General features: G+C 48.2%; 16 protein-coding genes and 1 pseudogene. 5 read left to right on the top strand and 12 right to left on the bottom strand.

All coding sequences use genetic code 11. The features are described 5' to 3' along the window. Positions 1-214: 214 nt before the first annotated feature. The 4 genes from ACZMIG_RS04265 to dut are packed head-to-tail and all read right to left on the bottom strand — an operon-like array spanning position 215 to position 4920. The gene (locus tag ACZMIG_RS04265) at positions 215-1795 is read right to left on the bottom strand and encodes a murein hydrolase activator EnvC family protein (protein ID WP_021854862.1); all 1581 of its coding nucleotides are present in this window, start codon (positions 1793-1795) and stop codon (positions 215-217) included. Further along, a complete protein-coding gene (gene lolB1 / locus ACZMIG_RS04260; RefSeq protein WP_287601553.1) occupies positions 1796-2692 on the bottom strand; it encodes a lipoprotein insertase outer membrane protein LolB1 in 897 nt (298 codons plus the stop codon). Continuing rightward, positions 2679-4454, bottom strand: coding sequence for a tetratricopeptide repeat protein (locus tag ACZMIG_RS04255; protein ID WP_487889128.1), 1776 nt, complete (start codon positions 4452-4454; stop codon positions 2679-2681). Before ACZMIG_RS04255 ends, lolB1 begins: the two co-directional genes overlap by 14 nt. A gap of 28 nt (positions 4455-4482) precedes the next feature. After that, positions 4483-4920, bottom strand: a complete 438-nt coding sequence (gene dut, locus ACZMIG_RS04250) for a dUTP diphosphatase (RefSeq protein ID WP_021854865.1) — start codon at positions 4918-4920, stop codon at positions 4483-4485. A gap of 243 nt (positions 4921-5163) precedes the next feature. Here dut and dgt point away from each other — a divergent pair, with 243 nt between their 5' ends. Beyond that, positions 5164-6504, top strand: a complete 1341-nt coding sequence (dgt, locus tag ACZMIG_RS04245; protein WP_487889147.1) for a dGTP triphosphohydrolase — start codon at positions 5164-5166, stop codon at positions 6502-6504. 291 nt (positions 6505-6795) lie between these two features. On the opposite strand, the gene ACZMIG_RS04240 is transcribed toward dgt, so the two are convergent. The 5 genes and pseudogenes from ACZMIG_RS04240 to ACZMIG_RS04220 form a co-directional block, all read right to left on the bottom strand. Continuing rightward, positions 6796-7563 (bottom strand): hypothetical protein, encoded by a 768-nt coding sequence (locus tag ACZMIG_RS04240; RefSeq protein ID WP_021854867.1) that lies wholly within the window; start codon positions 7561-7563, stop codon positions 6796-6798. A gap of 117 nt (positions 7564-7680) precedes the next feature. Then, complete coding sequence (locus ACZMIG_RS04235; protein WP_021854868.1) at positions 7681-8634, bottom strand: hypothetical protein; 954 nt, start codon at positions 8632-8634, stop codon at positions 7681-7683. 474 nt (positions 8635-9108) lie between these two features. Then, positions 9109-9566 (bottom strand): annotated as a pseudogene (locus ACZMIG_RS04230) (hemolysin); the annotation flags it as partial. Between the two features lie 216 nt (positions 9567-9782). Then, positions 9783-12296: a carboxypeptidase-like regulatory domain-containing protein gene (locus ACZMIG_RS04225; protein WP_487889127.1), complete on the bottom strand. Its 2514-nt coding sequence runs from the start codon at positions 12294-12296 to the stop codon at positions 9783-9785. Positions 12297-12345: 49 nt separating this feature from the next. Further along, positions 12346-13188 carry a GLPGLI family protein gene (locus tag ACZMIG_RS04220; RefSeq protein WP_487889126.1) on the bottom strand — a complete coding sequence of 281 codons (843 nt, stop codon included), beginning with the start codon at positions 13186-13188 and terminating at the stop codon, positions 12346-12348. A gap of 224 nt (positions 13189-13412) precedes the next feature. On the opposite strand from ACZMIG_RS04220, the gene ACZMIG_RS04215 reads away from it, so the two are divergent. After that, entirely contained in the window at positions 13413-14507 is a 1095-nt protein-coding gene (locus ACZMIG_RS04215; RefSeq protein ID WP_487889125.1) for a winged helix-turn-helix domain-containing protein, read from the top strand. A gap of 212 nt (positions 14508-14719) precedes the next feature. Here ACZMIG_RS04215 and glsB read toward each other — a convergent pair whose 3' ends face one another. The 3 genes from glsB to ACZMIG_RS04200 form a co-directional block, all read right to left on the bottom strand. After that, positions 14720-15709: a glycine N(alpha)-acyltransferase GlsB gene (gene glsB / locus ACZMIG_RS04210; RefSeq protein WP_021854873.1), complete on the bottom strand. Its 990-nt coding sequence runs from the start codon at positions 15707-15709 to the stop codon at positions 14720-14722. Between the two features lie 57 nt (positions 15710-15766). Continuing rightward, positions 15767-16594, bottom strand: coding sequence for a lyso-glycine lipid O-acyltransferase GlsA (gene glsA, locus ACZMIG_RS04205; RefSeq protein ID WP_125105499.1), 828 nt, complete (start codon positions 16592-16594; stop codon positions 15767-15769). A 1114-nt stretch (positions 16595-17708) separates the two neighbouring features. After that, entirely contained in the window at positions 17709-18269 is a 561-nt protein-coding gene (locus ACZMIG_RS04200) for a hypothetical protein (protein ID WP_487889124.1), read from the bottom strand. A gap of 936 nt (positions 18270-19205) precedes the next feature. Here ACZMIG_RS04200 and ACZMIG_RS04195 point away from each other — a divergent pair. The 3 genes from ACZMIG_RS04195 (at position 19206) to rsmH (ending at position 21789) form a co-directional block, all read left to right on the top strand. Next, entirely contained in the window at positions 19206-20123 is a 918-nt protein-coding gene (locus ACZMIG_RS04195) for a hypothetical protein (protein WP_487889123.1), read from the top strand. Between the two features lie 217 nt (positions 20124-20340). Continuing rightward, complete coding sequence (gene mraZ / locus ACZMIG_RS04190) at positions 20341-20808, top strand: division/cell wall cluster transcriptional repressor MraZ (RefSeq protein WP_021855904.1); 468 nt, start codon at positions 20341-20343, stop codon at positions 20806-20808. 60 nt (positions 20809-20868) lie between these two features. Further along, a complete protein-coding gene (gene rsmH, locus ACZMIG_RS04185) occupies positions 20869-21789 on the top strand; it encodes a 16S rRNA (cytosine(1402)-N(4))-methyltransferase RsmH (RefSeq protein WP_487889122.1) in 921 nt (306 codons plus the stop codon). Positions 21790-21806 lie beyond the last annotated feature (17 nt).

The following is a 21806-nucleotide window of genomic DNA, read 5'->3' as shown; positions in this document are numbered from 1 at the left end:
CAAAAGTAATCAAAATTTTTCTTTTCAGATAATTTTAAATAATATTTTTCTGGCTTATTAAAAAAATATCCGGACACTGCGCACGGCGGCAAGACCGACAAGCCGACACACAAACGCCAGACAGAAAATTATCTGACAAAAATGTGTCTCGGCTTTGTTGGCAGACCGTCGCAGCGGCCGTGTCTTACTAAATATTATCGCATTAGTACGATGGCTATCTTCCGAGCCATGACTCAGGATTCAGCTTTGCCGTTCCGCGCCTGAGCTGGAACTGCAGTATGTTGTCCTCGCCTACCACGCCCAAGGCCTGACGGGCGCTGACGTGCTGTCCGCGGTGTACGCTTACGGAGCGCAGGTTGCAGTAGACAGAAATATAACTGCCGTGGCGCACCATGACAACCATCGTTCCGCCGAAGCCGAACACGGCACTGACTTCTCCGTCGAATATAGAGCGTGCCGAAGCTCCGGGACTTCCGAGGATATTTATTCCCTTGTTGTCGAGCTTAACGTTCTTAAGTCCTTCAACATTATATTGTCCGAAATGACTCACAATGCGGTAAGAGCCCGTGATAGGCATCGGCAGGCGGCCGCGGTTGCGCTCAAAACTGCCGCTGAGCTTGCGGTCCTGCGAATCGAAGGCGACGGCCTCCTTGGCCTCCTTCTTGGCACGAGCCACCTCGTTCTCATGCCTCATCTCCTCCACCTTGGCCTTGCGTTCTGCTGCAACGCGGTCGGCCTCAGCCTCACGTGCGGCCTGTTCTGCCCTGGCTTTCTCCTCGGCGCTCTTGCGCTCGGCTGCTCTTGCTTCGGCTTTCAGGCGCTCCTCGCGTGCCTTAGCCTCAGCCACACGGCGTGCATTCTCGCGCGCTGCTGCCTCGGCGGCAGCCTTCTTGCGTGCCAGTTCCTCTGCCCTGCGCTTTGCGGCGGCTGCAGCGGCAGCGGCTTTTCTGCGGGCTTCAGCCTCAGCTCTTGCCTTGGCTTTAGCCACTTCTTCGGCTATGAGCTTGTCGATCTGCGCATTGAGGGCTGCGTCCTTCTTGCGCTGGTCGGCAATGATGGTCTGTATCGTCTTCTGCTGCTTCTGCAGTGTGTTCACCACCTGCTGCTGCTCGGCCTGCTTGCCTTGCAGCGCAGCCTGTTCCTGCTGTCCCTTATAGAGCAGGTTGTTCTTCTGTCCCCTGACCTTCTTCAGCTCGTTGTTCTTTGCCTCTATCTGGTTTTGCTTGGCTTTTACCATCTCGCCCTGGGCACGCTGATAGGCGGCATACTCGCGGACGAACCTCAGACGGCGGTACATCTGGGCAAAGTTCTTGGCGCTGAAGATGAACATCAGCTTGTCCTGTATGGTGCGGTTGCTGGCCATGTACCGCATCGACTTTATGTATTTGGCCTTGCGGTCCTGCAGCTGCTGCTCGAGCGTAGAGAGCTGGTTCTTGAGCAGCTGTATGTTTCCGTCGATGTGGGTAATGTCTTTCTGTATTCCGTCGATAGACTTCTGCCGCTGGTCGATTTCGCTGTTTATCATCATCAGGTTGTTGAGCCGTTTCTTTACGTCGGCCTTATTGGCACGCAAGAGGCGCTCCTGCTCCTTTATCTTGCGCTGAACGCTCGCGCGCTGGTTGCGGAGTCCCCTGATAGAGGCGTTCGAATAGTTGGCTGTCTTGGCCGACTTTTTCGTGCTGCGCTTCTTCACCACGCGCTTCGTCGTGGTCTTTTTCTTGGCTGTCTGCTTTTTCTGAGCCAGCGAAGGCGCCACCAACGACAATGCCAGCAGAAATATTAGTATTCTTCTCATTTATAACTTTAAGATTCTGTTAATTACGTCCTGCGGATCCACCTTTTTATATTTATCCGACACAGAAGTGCGCGTCTCCCAGTCGGCCGACGTGTCGAGTCCGCTCATTGATATGTTCACGGCCACGCCGTTGGCTCTCTTCACCGCGCTGCTCTTCATCATCAGGGTGATGTCCGTAGGGAATTTCTTCGTACCGAGCGGCTTGAATGTTCCGTAGGTGCATTTCACTGATGTGCTGCCTGTAGACGGGCTGCTGTATGTTACGTCCACAGCCTTGATCTGTCCGCTCGTCTTGTCGGCCTGCCACACATAGTTCATGCTGCCGCGCTTCAGCGTAACGAGCGTGTTGGCCACGGCATCATTGAACGTAACGCCGAAATTCTTGAGGGCCGAGTCGGTTATCTTCTGCTGTCCGGGCACGAAGAGCTGATTCCACAGCAGTGCCTGCAGGGCGTAGAAGTCGAGCCCGTTGCGCTGCAAAAAGTCTACATCGCTGTATGAAGCCTTGATATATTCCTTGTTGATGCGGTCTACCACGAGCACGTAATCCTTTGTAAACTCAATGCGTCCGGCCTCCATCAGTCCGAGCGGAGTGAGCTGTATGCGTATCACGTCGTCCTTCTTCATCTTCAGCGAGCCCGACACCGACAGATCTTTTGAACCGGTGTTGATGCTGAACTTTATCTTAGCCGAGATGGCCTGTGCATACACTTCATTGTCGTAGACCTTGCGCAGGAAGTCTGTCTTGCGGGCCAATATGCTTTCAACATCGTTATTGCCTGACGACGAAGACGAGCCGCCGGACATGGCGGCCTTCTTTGTGCCGCACGAAACCACGGCGAGGCACACAACCAAAAAGACGAGGCTGCGTAACAGCCTGCTGCTATTTCTCAACATATTTCTTCAGTTTTATTTTTCTTATAAGCACCTTATTCTCTTCGTCACTGTTCTCAAGCGCCTCGCGCCAGTATTCGAGGGCCTTGCCGGCGTCGCCGTTCATGTAGTAGATGTCGCCTGCATGCTCGAGAAGCACCGCACTCTTTGTGGTGTCGTTCTTGATGGCCATGTCGATATACGGCTGCGCGTCTTTATATTTTTTCTGCTTGAACAGTATCCATGCATAGGTGTCAAGGTATGTGCAGTTGTCGGGTTCGGCCTGCACCGTGCGATAGCTCATCTGCTCGGCCTTGTCGAGGTTTTTGCCCGTTTCCGACAGATAGTAGGCATAGTTGTTCAGACAGCCGAAGTTGTCGTCCTTCCACTGCAGGCAACTGTCATAAGCGGCATAGGCTTCCTGCTCCTGCCCCTTGCTGTAAAGGATGTCGCCCATGATGGCATAAAAGTCTGACACGATGTCGGGGTTGCTCTCGTCGTCAATCTGGCTGACGCCCTTCCTGAACACTTCGAGGGCGTTGTCGTCATCGTCTTTCTGCACATAGGCAAGTCCGAGGAAATAATAGAAGGCCATCTCGTCGGGATTATAGTCGAGCGCCTGGCGCGACAGTTCTATAACCTTGTCGAAGTCTTTCTCGTTCCACACTGTCTGTATCAGCTGCAGACGGGCAGCCGCGTTGTCGGGCGAGATGGTCAGCACGGTCTCCAGCACCTTGGTGATAGAGTCCTGCGGCATCTTCTTCAGCGTCATGTATGCTGCATACAGCTCGGCCATGTCGGATGTTTCCTGCGGCTGTTTCAGTATTCTCTTAAAGAGGTTGAGCACCTGTGTGCTGTCGCCTCCGTTCTTCTCGTTGTCTGCCACCACCTGCCTCATCAGTATCATCTTTGTGCTGACGGGCGTCTTGGGATTCACGAGCATTGTCTCCTGTATCGAGTCGGCCTGCGCCGTGCTGCCCGTAGTCCTGTAGTAGTCTATCATCGACATGCGTGCCATGGGGTTCTCGGGGTCTTGCTTCAGCACGTCCATATACTGGCTGTATGCCTCGTCGGGCTTGCCGTTCTGCAGAAGCCAGTTGCCCATCATCACCCTGTAGTTCATGTCGTTGGGATATTTCTCCGACATCGACTTCAGCTCATTGAACTCTTCCTCCTTCTTGCCCTGCAGCGAGTACACCTGCATCTTCGACAGGGCTGTCTGCTCACTGCTGCCTTCAAGGGCTTCGATGCGTTCAATGGTCTTTATCACATTGTCGTAGTCTTTCTTTCTGAGATACAGCTGGTTAAGGATGTCGAGCACGTCTGAGCGCTCCGGACTGTTGTGTGCCAGCTTCTCGTATGCCTTTATGGCCTCGTCGAGGTTGCCTATACGTATGTAGCCCGTGCCGAGACGCTCAAGATAGGTGTTGTTCTCGGGGTCGAGCTCGGCAGCCTTCTTAACGTCTTCAAGTGCGGCGGTGTCACCATAGAGCACTCCGCTGTAAGACGACATCATAAAGTAGGCCTCTGCTGCATTGGGGTTTATGTCGAGACAGTGGCTCAGCAGGTCGTAAGCCGCGTCGTAGTTGCCGGCCACCTGCTGCTTGACGGCCTCAAAATAGAATATCTTGAAGCGCATACTGTCGTTATGGCTTATGGGCGGAACCACGATGCCGCGCGACGCCGTGCCGCCTGCGCCTGTCTTTGTTGCCGTGCCGTGGCTGCAGCCTGTGATGACAGCCGCCGCCGAAAGCAGCACAAGGATGTATGATGTTAGTCTGTTCATCTGAATTGTTGAAATGCGAACGTTGCTGTTATTTCACTCCGGTGTGGCCGTAGCCGCCTGCGCCACGCTCTGTCTCGTCGAGCACGCTAACCTCGACAAACTCTGCCGTCTCATGGCGAGCAATGACCATCTGGGCTATGCGTTCGCCGTCGTTGATCACGAAGTCGGTGTCTGAAAAGTTTATCAGCAGCACCATCACCTCGCCCCTGTAGTCGGCGTCTATCGTTCCCGGCGTGTTAAGCACCGTTATGCCGTGCTTCAAGGCCAGTCCGCTGCGCGGGCGCACCTGTGCCTCGTAGCCTTCGGGCAGGGCTATGTAGAGGCCCGTGGGTATCAGCCTGCGCTCCATGGGGCGCAGCGTTATCGGGGCGTCGATGTTAGCCCTGAGATCCATACCTGCACTCTGTGCCGTGGCGTATGCCGGAAGCGGCTGGTGCCCTTTGTTGATTACTTTTACGGGTATCATAGTCTTATTCTGCTTTTTAGGTTTTAACGGCGCATGCCTCGGCCTGACGCCACATGCCGACATCAGCCAGCCCACAGCTGGCATGCTGCCGGTTACGTTATTTTAATTTGTGTGCAAAAATAGCTATTTATATTTACATAATTGTATTTTTAGCGCTAAAAAGAAAGAATTTAGCCATTTTTAGATTACTTTTGCGCAGCTAACCGCCGTATTGTGCATACGGCCTTATTTTGCAGAAAGATGATGAACTGGAAACAACTTATATCGAACAAAAGACTCGGACAGGAGTCGCGCCACGCCATAAGGCACGACGACCGCTCTGAGTTTAAGCGCGACTACGACCGGCTGATATTCTCTGCGCCGTTCCGCCGCATGCAGAACAAGACTCAGGTGTTCCCGCTGCCGGGCAGCATTTTCGTACATAACCGCCTCACTCACAGCCTGGAGGTGGCAAGCGTGGGCATGTCGCTCGGCAACGACGTGGCTCACTGCGTTATGAAGACAAGGCCCGAACTGGCCGACACGCTGTTCACGCAGATTGGCACCATAGTAAGCACGGCATGCCTGGCGCACGACATGGGCAACCCTCCGTTCGGACACTCCGGCGAGAAGGCCATTCAGACGTTCTTCACCGAGGGCAAGGGGGCTTATCTCAAAGACAGGCTGAGCCCCGAACTGTGGAACGACATCACTCACTTTGAGGGTAACGCCAACGCGTTCCGCCTGCTTGCTCACCGCTTCAAAGGGCGCCGCGACGGCGGATTCGTGATGACTTACACCACGCTTGCGTCTATCGTGAAATATCCTTTTGCGTCGGCTCTGGCGGAAAAGGGGCACGGTAAATTCGGATTTTTCAGCACCGAAGCCGACATATTCTGCCGCATTGCCGACGACCTCGGCATCATACGCAAGTCGGCCGACGGCTGTCCTGCCGAGTATGCGCGCCATCCGCTGGTGTATCTTGTAGAGGCTGCCGACGACATCTGCTACGAGATTATGGACATTGAGGATGCCCACAAGCTGAAGATTGTAACGTACGAGGAGACAAAGCGGCTTTTCTTGGATTTCTTCGATGAAATGGGGCAAAATCATATCATGCAGAGGATTCACGACGAGGAGATAACCGACGACAACGAGAAGGTGATATACATGAGGGCCTGCGTTATCAACGCGCTCGAAAGGGCATGCGTTGACGCGTTCATGAGGCACGAGGACGAGATCATGAGGGGCGAGTTCAGCGGCCGTCTTATCGACAGCATCGACGACAGACTGGTTAAGGCTTACCGCAACTGCACAGAACTTTCGAAAAAGCGAATCTACAAGAGCAAGCCTGTGCTTGACGTCGAACTGAGCGGTTTTAAGATTATGGACAGCCTGATGGAGGTCATGACCGAGGCGGCAGTCAATCCGCAGCGGTTCTACTCGCGCCAGCTTATCAGCCGCGTGAGCAGCCAGTATGACATCAGCGCGCCCGACCTCGAAACGCGCATCATGGCTGTTATCGACTATATCAGCGGCATGACCGACGTGTATGCGCTCGACATTTATCAGAAAATCAACGGAATAAGTCTGCCGATTGTCTGATTTTCCCGGGAAAAACAAGAAAGTAAAAAAATAAAGACACACATCCTTATTACACTCATCCACAGGAAATTCCACGCACAGACGCCTCACCCACTTAACAGGCTTATCTTCAACGCATTACAAAAGGCCCCTCTTGAGGTGTAAAAGGAAACCTTTCAGCGCGTAAAAAATAAGCTTTCGCACGCTGAAAGGATAGCTTCCACAAAATGACAACAATCCTGCTGCAGCATCAGCACATGCGCAGCGGACAAAAGAATATCTTTATAAAAAGAGGAACAAGGCACCCCTCCGTCAATATTCCACACCCACTATCTCTATGTGCTCGATGTTTCTCATATTCAGCGGTTTACCGCCCTTCTCCGTGTATATGCTGCCAAGAACCGTATCTATCGCCTTAAGGTCATCGATATACAGCTTGTCCGACAGCGATGAGTACCTGAGCGTCTCCGTACATTCGGTCATCTCTGTGACATTGCCCATGAATTTTACCATCACGACTTTTCCGCTTTCATCGGTGTACTCGTCCCTAATGGACGCCATCTTGTCTATAAGCACACTCGTAATGCCTCCGTTCCTCGTCACGACACCTGCGGCAGGCCTGATCTGTCCCCACAGCTTCCTTTCCTTTACCTTACGCGTGGACAGGAAAGTGTTTTGGGGTTCGGATGTCATGTCTATGAACTTATCCGCCAGCGCGGCAGCATTCACATCTGAAGTCTTTTCTTTCTTCGTCACCTTACGCTTTACACTATAATTCCCCTTTACCTCCTTTACGGTATACTCAACTTCCCTCTCCTCACGGTAAACCTCTACTCCCTCATGCTCCTGCACAGATATCTCACGGGTGATTATTTTCAACGCCGAGTGTTCCTTGCCAAGAGGTGTCCTCGTGGCAAGAAAACTTTTACCCAACGGACTGCCCGTCACGCTGTCGCCTGACACGATGATTTGCGAACACAGCGGCGCAGACACAAACATAAGCAACAAAACTAAAACGACTTTATCTGCACTCTCGCGTATATTTCTACAAGAGAACGCATATTGTGACATTGAAAACATAAACACCTAATTTTTAAATTTATAAATGCTCTTACATCTATGCCTCTGTCCAAAAGGGCAGATTTACATATTCAAAATCCCATGACATTGTTTTTAACTTGTTATACAACAACATAACTACTCCTCACATTTCCATAGTTTAGAACTTGCATATCCTACCGTCACTCCTGCCTTTAAAGACTCTTTGTCGCGTTCCGAAAGTCCGGAATTTGAGATCAGATCAATTACATCCTTACAATACTGTTCCCATTCTTCATCTGTCTCAACAAGTTCCATCCCCTCAAAATACAAAGATATGACATTTAAAATCTCTTCAAGTTCCGGATATTTTACTTCTGCCACATTAATAAGTTCCTTGTAATTCTCACATTTTACTGATTCCTCACCTATAAAAGAACAGAATTGTATTGTCTCGTCACTAATAGAGACATCACTATAACAACTTACCGGAATTGTACTGATAATCTCTTCATTCAACTTCAAGACACACGCCTCGTCAGAAACACTTTTCCAATAATTAACACTATTATTTTTTTCAAGCGTGTTATATATGATAAGATTATGATAAAATCCCAAACTGTCATTTGCCGTCGCCAATAATGGATTTTGTACCAATACAAGATTATTCAAAGCGTCTTCTCTAGGTTGTACACATGAAGTAGCAAGAGTATCCCCCAACATCGCTACTCTCCTTGGAGCATTCCCAATAATTTCATTCAAAACATAAACACCTGTTATAAAACCTTGTTTTTTAGCAGAACTGAACGAAGAGCCTTGAGCCGACTGCCATATATTATCGCCTGTAAAAACACCTTTTACCGCTCCAACTACATCTGCTACAAAGACATTAAGCACGCTCTTAAAAAGTCTACCAAGAAAACCTCTGGTCTCTTGCTGGGACAATTCCAAATTCAGCACAAGAATATCATTATTCAATCTGGCATAACTTTCCTCAACACAAACTTCACTATCATCTGCATTTTCCTCATAAATATCAACAGATGCAGTACTGCAAGAAATCAGTGCCATAATCGTCATGACACTTGAAAATACGAATAACTTTTTTTTCATAATATAAATTATTTAAGGGTTTATAATATTCCGTTTAAACAACAAGACACATAAATTCACACATATATTTTAAAATGCGTCCATGGTATACCAATAATTTTATGAAATCCGATTGCTAATATACAAAAAATTACTAAATGCTACAAACAAAAATCAACAGAACAGACAAAAAGAAATAGATTTTAACAAATAGACAAAGACAGTACGACAATGCAAAGAATACAAACATCCAACATATAAGCAATAAGGGATATGCATCATACGGTTTAACAAAAAGACATACTTTTTGTTTGTATTACGATAATCACCCTCAAAGAAAAAATAAAATAAAGAAAAATCCGAAACAAAACCATAAAACCACATAAGTGGCTGCCTAACGACCAAATACCAACATAGGCTCATCGGCTTGAAATGTCATGAAGAAATTGTTTTTCACAAGCCGTAAAGTCACTTGCCTTATCAGTGAAAATCTTCTCACTTCTCTTTATAAATAATGTTGTTAGTGCCCGAAGTTATATTGAGTGCATCAGGATTTTCCCTTACGAACGAGTCGATATGCCATATGCGCTTCACCTTCAGAATTTCGTCGACCGCAATAAGTACGCCAGTCTTCTCGACATCACCGAAGCCATAGTTGATGGCCGTACCAAACAACTTCATCGTAGGGTTCAGTCCCATGTATGCATTCACCTGCGGCGGGATGTTATATACAATCTTGCGCAGCTCCCGGTTAAGTATACTGCAGTCGTCCTTGAATGATTTCTCTCAGAAAAATTGCCCTGTTACTTCTCGTCAGTCTCTATTTTCAGCGGTTTCATCAGAATAATGAGGCCGTCAGGGGCATTGAAATGCTTTTTGAGAAAATAAAGAATCACGTCGCTCTCCTCGTACACATACGATGGCTACATAGTCATCTTGCAAAAAGCATGCTTTCATCTTGCAAAAGGCATGCTTTTACAAGACAAAAGGCCACGTTTTGCAAGCCAAAAGACGGTCTTTTGCAACGCACTGAATATCAAGTTGTTACATAGCATAATAAAGACAGAGAAAAAGCTGCACTACATACGGCAGACAGCCGACGAAAAATTAGACAAATGTTAAGTTAATATAAATATCTGTATGCGTTGCCTCTCCATGTAGCCAAGCGGCTAAAGACTTATCTGCGCGCTCAATATTATCTCGCGAGGGCGCAGGTTGTAGTATGTGGTCGACGACGACGCACTGCCGTAATACGTAACGGCATAGTTGCGCCTGTTAAAGATGTTGCGCAGCTCGGCTTGCAGCCTTACCTTCTTCAGGCGCCACACAACGCCTGCATCGGCAAGCAGTGTGTTGACGGTCTGTGCCGACTGCAGTTCGTTGCGGTAGTGAACGGCCGATAAGGTTATGTCTACGCTGCCTATAGTCTGCGTGTAAGAAAAGTTCTGGCGCCAGCAGAACAGCATATTTTGTGCGGTTTCATCGGTATTCATTCCGTTCACGGTGAATTGTCCCGCGTAATAAAATGTGCCGAAAGACGGCGAGAAAGTTACTTCGGGCGACATGGTAAAGGTGTGTGCCCTGTAGCCAGTTATGGTCGACATCGACAGCTGTCCGCCTTCCGAATAGGTATACTGCAGGGCAAGGAGCGTCTTTAGGTGCAGACTGAAAAAGCCCTTTGACACCTGCGCTTTTACGAAGGCCGACTGCCGGCTGTTGTCTCTTTCGGCAACATAATATCTGTATCGGCCGTCGGCTATGGTCATGTCGGTCATCAGGTTGCTGCGTGTATGGCTATAACTAGTCGTAAACGACCAGAAGAGTTCTTTCACGGGGCGTTTGTAGTCGTAAGTTATGTATGCGCTCAAGGTGCGGTCTACGGGCACAACGCCGCACATTGCGTAAGTTGTGCGGTAGTCAAAGGCGTATTCATCGAGCGCGAAACTGTTCCATTCTCCCGGTTTCATCGCATATCCGCCCCACGCTGTCAGTTCGCTGCGCATGCCGGTCTTGAGGTTGAGATAGAGCGACGGCGACGCATAAAGCAGGTTTCTGTTCTGCTCCGTAAGCCGCTGCCATCTTACGGGCACGCTTAAATTGAGTCGCATGCTGCCGCGTCTGTATTCGACTCCGGGCGTTGCGTAAACTTCCACTGAGGTGTTGCGTCCGCGCAGGTTGAGGTGTTCTATGGCGAAACCCACCTTATATTTCTGCGTGAAATATCTGCCGGGCAAAACCGTTTCAGCGCTGTTGTCGGTATGCCAAAGCAGATTTTTCAGTTCTTCCGTAGTGCCGTCAACGTTCAACGAGAACGGAGCGTAATGAAAATCGGCCGTCGAGCGCACCGTAAGAGTGTTGTCACCGAGCGTAAAAAGGCGCGAAAAATTGTTCAAAAGGCGCATTTCGGGCGTTTTCACCGTCTGCGCTATGACGCCTTGTGCTGTCCCTTCAATGTGCGAAACGCCCTCACGCCTTGTGGCTTCTGCAAGGAAATACTCGTTGCCGTAGACTTTTTCGTTGTTCAGCGTACTTGTAAAATCCACGTAGGCATTATCGCGTTTTATGCAAGAATAGTCGGTTTCATCGGTAGTTTCAACGATGGAACCGCCTAAATAGTATGACGATGTGTTTGAGGTTGTCTGTTCCTCGTTGCTGTGTGCGTATCCCGCCGTGATGCGCCGGTCGCTTCCCTTGGCCGTCTTTGCCGTGTGCTTCACGTTCAGGCTATATGAACGGTTGAAGCGCAGGCGGTCGTCGTCGATGGGTGCGGCAAGCTCCGGCTGAGCCAACCACTGCGGAACATCTGCCCCTGAGCCATATCCCGTGGTGCCGCCAACGGCAAGCACGTCGTTGCTGCGGCTGAGGTCGCGGCCCGAGCGGTCGTATTCGGCATCATACAGGCTCTGCCGTTTCCGTCCAATCTGCAGCACATCGGCCCCGCCCATAGGTTCAGTGCCCTTCAGCGGAAATGCCACGTCTGCGGCAGGCCGTAGCGTTGCCATCCATTTGTCGCGTGCTCCGGGCTTGAGCTTTATGTTCATTGCCACGTCGTCGGTGAACACTTTGTCGCGCAGAGCCTTCACGGGCTGGTCGTGCTGTATCACCTCCGCGCGGTCAACATCTTCGGGCTTCAGCGTCTCGTTCAGTCTGTCGTAGCGTCCGCCCGTCAGGTCTAAGTCTTCAACGGTGAAACGGCTGATGTCCTTTCCGTTGAAACTTATCTTGCCGTTTTTATCGACATCCACTCCGGGAAGTTTCTTCAGCACGTCCTTCAGCGAGTTGTCGCGCTTGTCGGCAAACTTCGACAGGTCGTAGCTTATGGTGTCTCTCAGTCCGGCTATGCGTCCGCTCTCCACCTGAACTTCTCTAAGTTCAAACGCTTCGGGCGCCATCTGTATGCTTACATGCTGCCCCGGACTCACCCTTACCGTGTGTTTGCGGTAGCCGAGAAAGCTCACCGAAAGGCTGTCGCCGGCTTTTACGGCAATGGAGAACGCTCCCTTGTCGTCTGCATTGGTAAATGCCACCGGCTTTCCGCCACGCATAAGCGTTACCGCAGCCATGGGCAGCGGATCATGTGTGGCTGAGTCGGCAACAACACCCGTAACCGACTGCTGTGCCGAAACATACAGACTGAACGGCAGCAACAGCAATGTAATAAACATTCTGACTATTCCTTTCATAGCAAACAGCTTTACAACGGCTGACAGCAGACGCCCTTTGGCAACCTGACTATCGCTCTATCGGATTATACGGAACGCCCTTAGGCGGAGCAACTGACTTGCCGCTACGGTCTTGCATCTTTACCGTCACCTTGCCGCCGGCAGTCATATATCCTACAGGATCAGAATAATAACGTCGATAAAGGCCATCCAAATCTTTACGGTTAACCTCCTCATAGCCTTCACCTTTATAGTATATGAGGCGCGGCTCATCGGCAGTCTTTATCCCTATCGCATCAAACACATAATGACGTTGGCTGTCGTAAGCGCGCAATATGAGTCCGGGTAGTCCGCAGAGTTTCCACGGCCCATGGTAGAGAGGTATGTCCTCGGCATACCATGCGCTCCACAGGCGGCCCTTATAGCTGGCTGTGGCAAGCCTGCAAGGATAGCCAAGAATGGTGGCGGAGCTGTCGGGGCAAAGCTGCCACTGCGGTTTTTCCACGCTTTCAACGCAGACAAAGCGGTCGAGACCAAGTTTTTCGGTGAACGACGAGCGCCCCGTTTCGGGATAATTGGCATACAACCGCCACGGTATGCGGCCGAGAACGCTGTATTGCGTGGCGCCACGGCTTAGAAGTTCGGCATTGATTGAGTCGCTTCTGAAGGCGTCGTAGCTGTAGAAAGCCGTAACCTTGCGCCCCGTTTCGAGCAGCATCGTTTCGTGAGCCGCCTTCATCGGCACTTTCAGCGTGTCCTCAACATAGGCCATGTCATAGGTTATGACGTAGCGCAGAGTGTCGCACGGCTTTCCGGGCTGAAGGTCTTCAGGCGTAAACACATTGATGTTAGTCTGTGCGCTGCCCAACATTGCGCTGACGGCGAGAAGAGATATGGATATAATTCGTCTCATAGTAACAAAAGTTTTGGTTAATGCCGCAAAATTAACAAAGGCAGACCGATGAAAAGGCACATTTCTATTACTTGCGTATTACCGGGAATATTACTAAAATATTATCGCAGCCACGCAGTTCACCTTTATTTACTATATTTGCATACACATTGCCACGCCATGACACGGACGGCAATATGGCGCAAGGCTCGAAGGCAAATCCGTAAACAAAACATAACCGCAAGATGAACCGAAGGATAAAACATGTCTGGACTATAAGCATCGTGGCGATGACTGCAATATTCGCCATGCAGGCTTACTGGCTCTACAACCAATACGAATACAGCAGCACGGTTAAGGCCGAAGAGCTGAAGCAGGCTTGCACCAAGGCGCTTGAAGAAGAAAAGGACATAAGGCTTGACAAACAAGAGGACGGCAAAGACGACAGCAGCTACGTTAGAATGCAGATTGTGCTGAAGATTGACCAGAGCACAAAGAAGACAAAAGAAAAAGACAGACAGGTGAAATCTACGATAAGATACACCCTGCCCGACACAAAAAAGCAGCTGAAGGTGAGGAACATTGACATGACTGAAGGTGTGGAACTGACATCGAGATACATGGCCTCTCAGGAAAAGCGGTTCGACCGCAACATATTCGACTCGCTGCTGTATGCTGACGAAGGCATAAAAACAGACAGCTTCAGGTTTCTCAAGACAAACCGGTGCATGATAAAGCCGGCATTCAGCGTGAGCGGCGGACTAAGCAAGACGCTGCACGTGAGATATTCGACCAATCCGCTTGAAATGGAGGCCGTTGAAATGACCGTCCACGTACCGGCATCGCATATACTCATGCTGATGAGCCGGCAGCTTGCCGCAAGCATCGCATTGCTCGTCATACTGGGCTTCTGCATGATGTATCAGATCAAGACGATAATGATTCAGCGCCGCATAAATGCCATAAGGCACGAGTTTATGAAGAACATGATCTACGAGATGAAGCAACCGCCCTCCAAGGCAGCCGACGACGCCACGGCTATAAAAATAGGCTCAACGCTGTTTTTCTACGAGCTCAACGAGCTTCGACACGGCAACGAGAAGGTGATTATCACCAGCCGGCAGGCAGAACTGCTGCGCATTCTTGCCGACAGCCCGAACAAGGTTGTAGGGCGCGAAGTGCTGCTGAAAGAAGTGTGGGGCGACGATTCCTACTCTAACTCCATGGCGCTCAACGTGCAGATAACATATCTGCGCAGGGCTCTGAAGAGCGACGCCGCACTAAGTATAGAGGCAATTATAAGAAAGGGATATGTGCTGAAGACCATGCAAAGCCAATAATAAGACAAAGACGTAAGCCATTATTACAAGAACGAGCAGGCCCGAAAGAAAGAGCTATACGCCCAACAGCCTAAAACACAAAACAGCCAACAGGCACAGCGATGCATGCAGACTAAATAAAACAAGACATAAAAAAATTCCGCCGTCAGACTGCCTAAACACGGCTAAAGTCTCACGACAGGAATTTTAATGTGTATGTATAATATCAGATTTTATTTCTCCTTATATATTATCTTGTTGGCTCCCGAAGTAATGTTCAGAGCCTCAGGATGCTCCTTTATGAACGAGTCGATGTGGCGTATACGCTTCTCCTCGAGTATCTCATCGACGGCAATAAGTATGCCCGTCTCCTCAACATCGCCGAAACCATAGTTGATGGCTGTGCCAAACATCTTCATCGTAGGACTCAGACCCATGTATGCGTTCACCAGCGGCGGGATGTTATAGCCCATCTTGCGCACCTCGCGGTTGAGTATGCGGTAGTCGTCCTTGAACGATTCCTCACAGAACAGCTGCTCCAGTTCCTTCTCGTCGGTCTCTATTTTCAGCGGTTTCATCGGTATGATGAGATTGTCAGGATCGTTGAAATGCTTCTTAAGGAAGTACAAGATCATGTCGCGTCCCTTGCGCACGTATGATGGATACATGGTCATTTTGCCGAAGAAATACTTCACATTAGGCATCACCACGGTGAGCGCTCCCAGTCCGTCCCACAGGTTGTCGAGCGCAAAGAGGCTCTTTGCCCCCATCTTAGAGCTCTGATATTCGAGAGATACGAACGAACGTCCCAGCTCAATGGTCTGCGGCATATAGTCCTTCATGAACTTATCAGAGAAATGGAACATGTGTCCCGTAGCAAGTATGGGCTGCCCGTTTTCGTCAAGTTCAACGTCAGTTCCAAGCAGATAGCGGTATCCGCCGATAATCTCCTCAGCCTCGGGGTTCCACACGATAAGCTGCTTGTAGCAGTTGTCCATCGTGTCAAACTCGTCGATGTCCATGCTCTTGCCTGTGCCGCCGCCTGCCTCGCGGAACGCAATCTCGCGCAGACGTCCAATTTCCTTCATAACGTTGGGCGAGTTGTGAGCCGTTATAACATAAATCTCATTGTTACTCTTGTTAGTCATTCTGAGTTGACGCTCAGGCGTAAGCTCACTTTTAAGCAGTTCTTTGTCAATCGGCTGGATAATCTCTTGTTCCATCTTATAAAAAATTAAGAGGTTTATTTGTTGAAGTATCTCTGTTTTAAACCTGTTTCATTATAGTTTGTAGACCTCGTCCTGCACATACTGCGCCCACTGCGCCGGTGTTCTGGACTTGTCGAAAGTCTGCCATGGAATAGGCTTTCCGATGGCTATGCGGAACGACTTGTGCACATTTTTGTACATCTCGTCGACCAGAAACAACATCGCTATGTTGAACTTTATGCCAAGAGCCTTGCAGACGTTGGCCAAGGTGTAGAAGAAGTCTGAGTTGCGCCCGCCGAAATGTATGGGCACCACGTCGCGGTGGGTCTCCACACTCTTCGTTATGAACGTCTTCTTCCATGGCAAGTCGCGTATCTCTCCGTTGATCCTGCGCGAGCAAAGGCCCGCCGGGAACATCAGCATGTGGTTGTCGCTCCTGAAGCCGGCCTCGACCATGGCCGGGAAGCTGCGGCTCTGCGAGCCGGTCTTGTTTATAGGTATGCACAGCGGAGCAAGCCCCGGAAGGTTCATCAGCAGGTCGTTTACCAAATAGCGGAAACGTCCGTCATAATGGCGGCCGATAACGGCACCCAGCGCAACACCGTCTTCTCCGCCGAGAGGGTGATTGCTCACAAAGGTGTAAAGCTTTCCGTCATCCTTGTCGGGCAGGTTCTCCTTGCCTACAATCTCGAGCGTCATGTCAAGATAACGCATGCAGTCCTCGAGCCATTCTACTCCGGTGAGATGTCTGCTGTCCCAAAGATATTTGTTGACTTCGTCCTGATGTACGATATGCTTAAGCCATTTTACCAGCGGCGAGGGCACAAACTTAGCCTTGCTGCCCATTTTACCCCTAAGAATATCGCTGATGTCAATCGTTTTCTCTGTGATACTATTCATGCTTTCGATACTAACTCAATGCAAAAATAATTCAAGTTTTTCAAAAACACACTTATTTTATGGAAAAATATTGGTTTTTTCTCACTTTTGTAACAAAAAACGTATAAAAATCAAACAAAAACAAAAACAGACGTGCCAAACAATGTAATATATATGACACAAAAAACCGTGCGCCCCACCCTCACAACAGGCGCACTTGCCTACTAAATAATGTGGCGGAAGCATACAAGAGCACACGCAAGAGCAACTAAGCATGGCAACGCAACCCACCATAGCGCATCAGAACAGCCACAACGAATGACTGCATTTTGTAAAGAAAAACTACAGAACGCATTATAGTTGACGCTCTCAGAACAGCGATGCTCTGCGCTGACACGTGATTTGGCGCAGAAAACGTCAAAAATCGCGCTTCCACGATAATACACTGACACACAGAAACTTACACCATTTAAACTAGAAAAGACGGAGAGTTAAAAAATATTACTCTGCCATTTACGGTGCAAAAGTGGGCCGTTTACGACTCAAAAGCAGTGCATCTACAACATAAAAACGCTGCTTTTAGACACAAAAATCAGACTTTTCAGGCTATTCTAGCCGTCCAATTACAAACAAAAGTTAACGGACATATTTGTTCTATGCCATAAATTTAACATCCGTTATACATTCATTTTCTAGATTAAAAAAATATTTTGTCATAAGTTTTTACCTGCACCGACAATCTTACATCGCTAAGAATTAAACCCCAATCGATCATTAGACCGCACATAGCTTTATCAATTTTGTGTATTCATGCTTTCTGCCCGCCTTTTTGTTTCTATTGGCGTCTTTTTGTTCGCTTTTTCTTGACATAGTCCGCTATGCCTGCAAAAAGCCAACAAAAAGACGCTCAACATAAAGCAAAAACACAGACCGAATCATAACAACCGATTGGGGGTAAAAGCGGAAATGAATAATTTGAGCATAATGTGCATATCCTTCTTTGCTATAAAAACATAAAGTGCGACAAGGGCTTAAGCCACAGACATCAACACAGATGCGGCCTTGCACCTGCTAATGCGCAAAGCCGCCTGAACGTTATAACCGTCCACGGTAAATCCCAACGCCTCTATCCATATCAGAAGCCGAAGCCTATCGTCCCAAACACGCCGTTATAATTGTCGATGCCTGCCGTGCGCGAGTTGATGTGGCGATAGCTTAATCCAAAATGTATCTTCTGTTTGCCAGATCCAATACGATATTTAACCCCGATATCATAACAGACGAACTTCCAGTCTGAACTGCCTACAGACGAAGTAATTTTACCATTAAGGTCGAAATACATATTTCCGGTATTAAAAAGCGTATAGCCCAATCCTCCACCAAGATTCTGGCTTAAAGTGTATTTCCTTATATTTTCATCCTTGTCATAATGCGCGTACAAGCCTGAATACGACCCGAACAGATATAATTTACGCAATACGAAATAACCAACTTCCACTGTCGGCTCCATAGGGGTAATATCATTGTGTTTCGTTCCTACAGCAAGCCCTAGCTGTAAATAAAGCCTGTCAAAAAATGTTTGCGAACCTTGATTAATAGCAATTTTCTCCTCTGTTTGTCCATGATGCTCCGATTGCGCTTTTACATAGACAGCAGACATAACTAAGCAAATAAATAAAATAAAGTTTTTTTTCATAACTAATAAATTTTGGTTTAACATTGATATTTTAATCACAAATATATTTATGACAATTATAAATTACAAGAATATAGCCTTTTGATTTTATGCATGACGTTACATAACGTTTAAGACATTAATAGCTGATAATCAATGAATTACGACACACAAACATTACCGGACAAGCCAAAAATGTAACGCATTAAACAAAAAGGATATAGTATATTTTGTTGTTATGGAGTTTATTTATACATTTGCATAACACAAGAAACAAATATTATTATGAAATACATATACTTCATTTTATTGCTGATAACCGTAACAGGTTGTAAAAATTGGAATGGAGACAAAACCATTGACAAGTTGAAAAAAATAGACTCTTTAGTTATATCCGAACAATATGACACTGCATTTGCCTTAATTAAAGGCATAAAATTAAAGGATATAAAAAACGATAAAGAAAGAGCATATTACGGCATCATTAAAACGCATATCAACATAGGTAAGGATATTGAACAGAAAAACGATTCTTTATTAGATAACAGCATACGATATTATGAAAAAACAGGAGCTTTAAACGAACTCGCACGCGCTTACTATTATAAAAGTATAAATGCCTTTGAGAGAGGTAATAAGGAACAAAACATGTATTACATGAAAAAAGCAGAAAATTTAGAAGAACGAATAGGCATTCCTTGGCTTCGTTATTATATATACATTAACATGTCTTACATAAACTTGGAGGCAAATGCTTATGACTTAAGTATGAAATATGCTAAAAAAGCTCTAGGACATGCACAAAAGCACAACAATGTAAACTGGAAATGCTTAGCATATAATCATATAGGAACAATATTCTATTACAAAGGGAATAAAGATAGTGCGTCATATTATTTTACAAAGATTCTTCGGCACTTAAAAAGAATTACGTCAAAAGTTGAACGTGTTGCATACATGACCAACATCGGATATATTTTTTATGAATATGGAGAATATAAGAAAGCTGAACCGTTGTTTAGACAGGCTTTCAATCTGCTTGATGTGCCTACTACCCGTATCAACCTGGCAAAGGTTTGCTATGCTAGAGGGAAAACAGAAGAATGTGACACCATCTTAGCCAAGGCTTTAGAAGGAGCAAACTTCGATGAAAAGGCTGAAATTTACCAGTTTATGGCGGAAAAAGCGGAAGAAGAGAACCGCCCGGAAGAAGCCAACATATTTCATAAAAAAGAAAAAATCATGCAGGACAGTGCACTGGCAAGAAAAAAGACAGAAGAAATGCTTTCGCTGCAAAACGAATACGACAACATGAAAAAGGATGAAAGAACAGGACACCGTATCGGAATGATTATCGTCATTTCCGCATCAGCATTGCTGTTTTTCGCCATTTCATCGGTGGTTTTGTTTCGCAGACGCGCCAATAGGACGCGCCGTCAGATAACAGAAATACGCAAGGAGACGGACAAATATCAGCGCGAGCTTGAGAATGCGGAGCGCACGAGCCGGGGCGACAAAAAGGAAATTGAACGGCTTAGAAAGAAGCTTGAGCAGGGAGAGGCACGCCTAAGCGCGATACTAGACCGCGGAAAAGATCTGTATGACAGCGTAAAACTCGATGGAAACGTGTCAAGATGGAGCAAAGACGACTTTGAAGCCGTTGTAGAATATCTTAGGGCTAAGATGCCCGACGAGGTGAGAATGATAGAGGAAACCCACACAAAGCTAACTGCCTATGCAACATTTTTCCTGCTTCTATCAGCCATAGGTATGGACGCAGCAGACACGGCACGCATTATGGGCATATCGCAAGGAGCCGTCAGAACCATGCGCCACAGACTCAAGAAGAAGGAAAAAGGTGGAAATAACAATTAGAAATGCCACAGAAATGAACTGCCGAAACAGGCATCAGACATGCTCGAACGGCTATATCAGCTCATGCCCCTTAAAGCGCAAATAATGCCGTTATGGCAGTTGATGTGGAGGCATTATTGACTTTAACATATTAAATTTGCATTTTTGTGGTGAATTGTGGTGAATTGTGGAGGAAAATACTTACCTTTGGCACCGGATTCCTATTATAGATGTACGCATGCGATTTTTGGGAAGTATAGAAGCCAAGACCGACGTAAAGGGACGCGCCTTTTTGCCGGCGATATTCCGCAAGGAGCTACAAGACTCTTATGAGGAATATCTCGTCATGCGCAAGGACGTGTTTCAGCCCTGCCTCGTGCTTTATCCCGCATCCGTATGGAACCGTCAGACCGAGGCCCTGCGTTCGCGTCTTAACCGCTGGGACAGCAGGCATCAGCAGATATTCCGCCAGTTTGTGGCCGACGCAGAAATCGTTTCGCTCGACGCCAACGGGCGTTTTCTTATCCCCAAGCGCTACCTTAAGATGGCAGGCATAAGCCAGGAGATAAAGTTTATCGGCATGGACGACACCATAGAGATATGGAGCCGCGACAACGCCGACAAGCCTTTCATGGAGCCGGAGGAGTTTGGCGCGTCGCTCGAAGAGATAATGAAACAGGACATCAACGGCGGACAGACCGTATGATGCATGCTGCCAAGGGATCTTTTTTGTAATTCAACTAATCATCACTCAAATATAACGCAAATGGTGACCACCGCAAAGACATACCACATTCCTGTCTTGATGAAAGACAGCGTCGACGGTCTGAACATAGGTTCGGCCGGCATCTATGTTGACGTAACCTTCGGAGGCGGCGGACACAGCCGCGAAATTCTGTCGCGTCTCGACGCCGACGGACATCTGTACAGCTTCGACCAGGACGCCGACGCCGAAAAGAATATCATAAACGACAATCGTCTGACTTTCGTTAGGAGCAACTTCAGGTATCTGAAAAACTGGATGCGCTATTACGGCGTCAACCACATAGACGGCCTGCTGGCCGACCTCGGCGTGTCGAGCCACCACTTCGACGACGAGTCGCGCGGATTCTCGTTCCGCTTCGACGCCCCGCTCGACATGCGCATGAACAAGCGCGACGGCACAACGGCGGCCGACGTGGTGAACACATACGACGAGGAGCGCCTGGCAGACATTTTCTACCTGTACGGCGAACTGAAAAACTCGAGAAAGATAGCTGCTGCGCTGGTGAAGGCGCGCGCTGCACACAAGATAGAGACCACACAAGACTTTATAGGCGCCGTGGAAAGCCTGTTCAGGCGTGAGCGCGAAAAGAAAGACATGGCAAAACTCTTTCAGGCCCTGCGCATAGAGGTAAACAACGAGATGACAGCCCTGAAGGAGATGCTAAGGTCGGCAACGGAGCTGCTGAGGCCCGGCGGCAGACTGTCGGTGATAACATATCACAGTCTGGAAGACCGCATCGTGAAAAACGTGATGAAGACAGGCAACCCTGAGGGGAAGATGAAGCAAGACTTCTTCGGACGCATTGAGACGCCATTCACCCTCATAAACAACAAAGTGATAACGCCGGACGACGAGGAGCTGGCAAACAACCCGAGAAGCCGAAGTGCAAAACTTAGAATAGCTGAAAAGAAAGATGACTGAAAAAGAAGATTTGGAAA

Source organism: Xylanibacter sp., from assembly GCF_057607445.1.
This window is presented reverse-complemented; position numbering and strand designations above follow the sequence as displayed.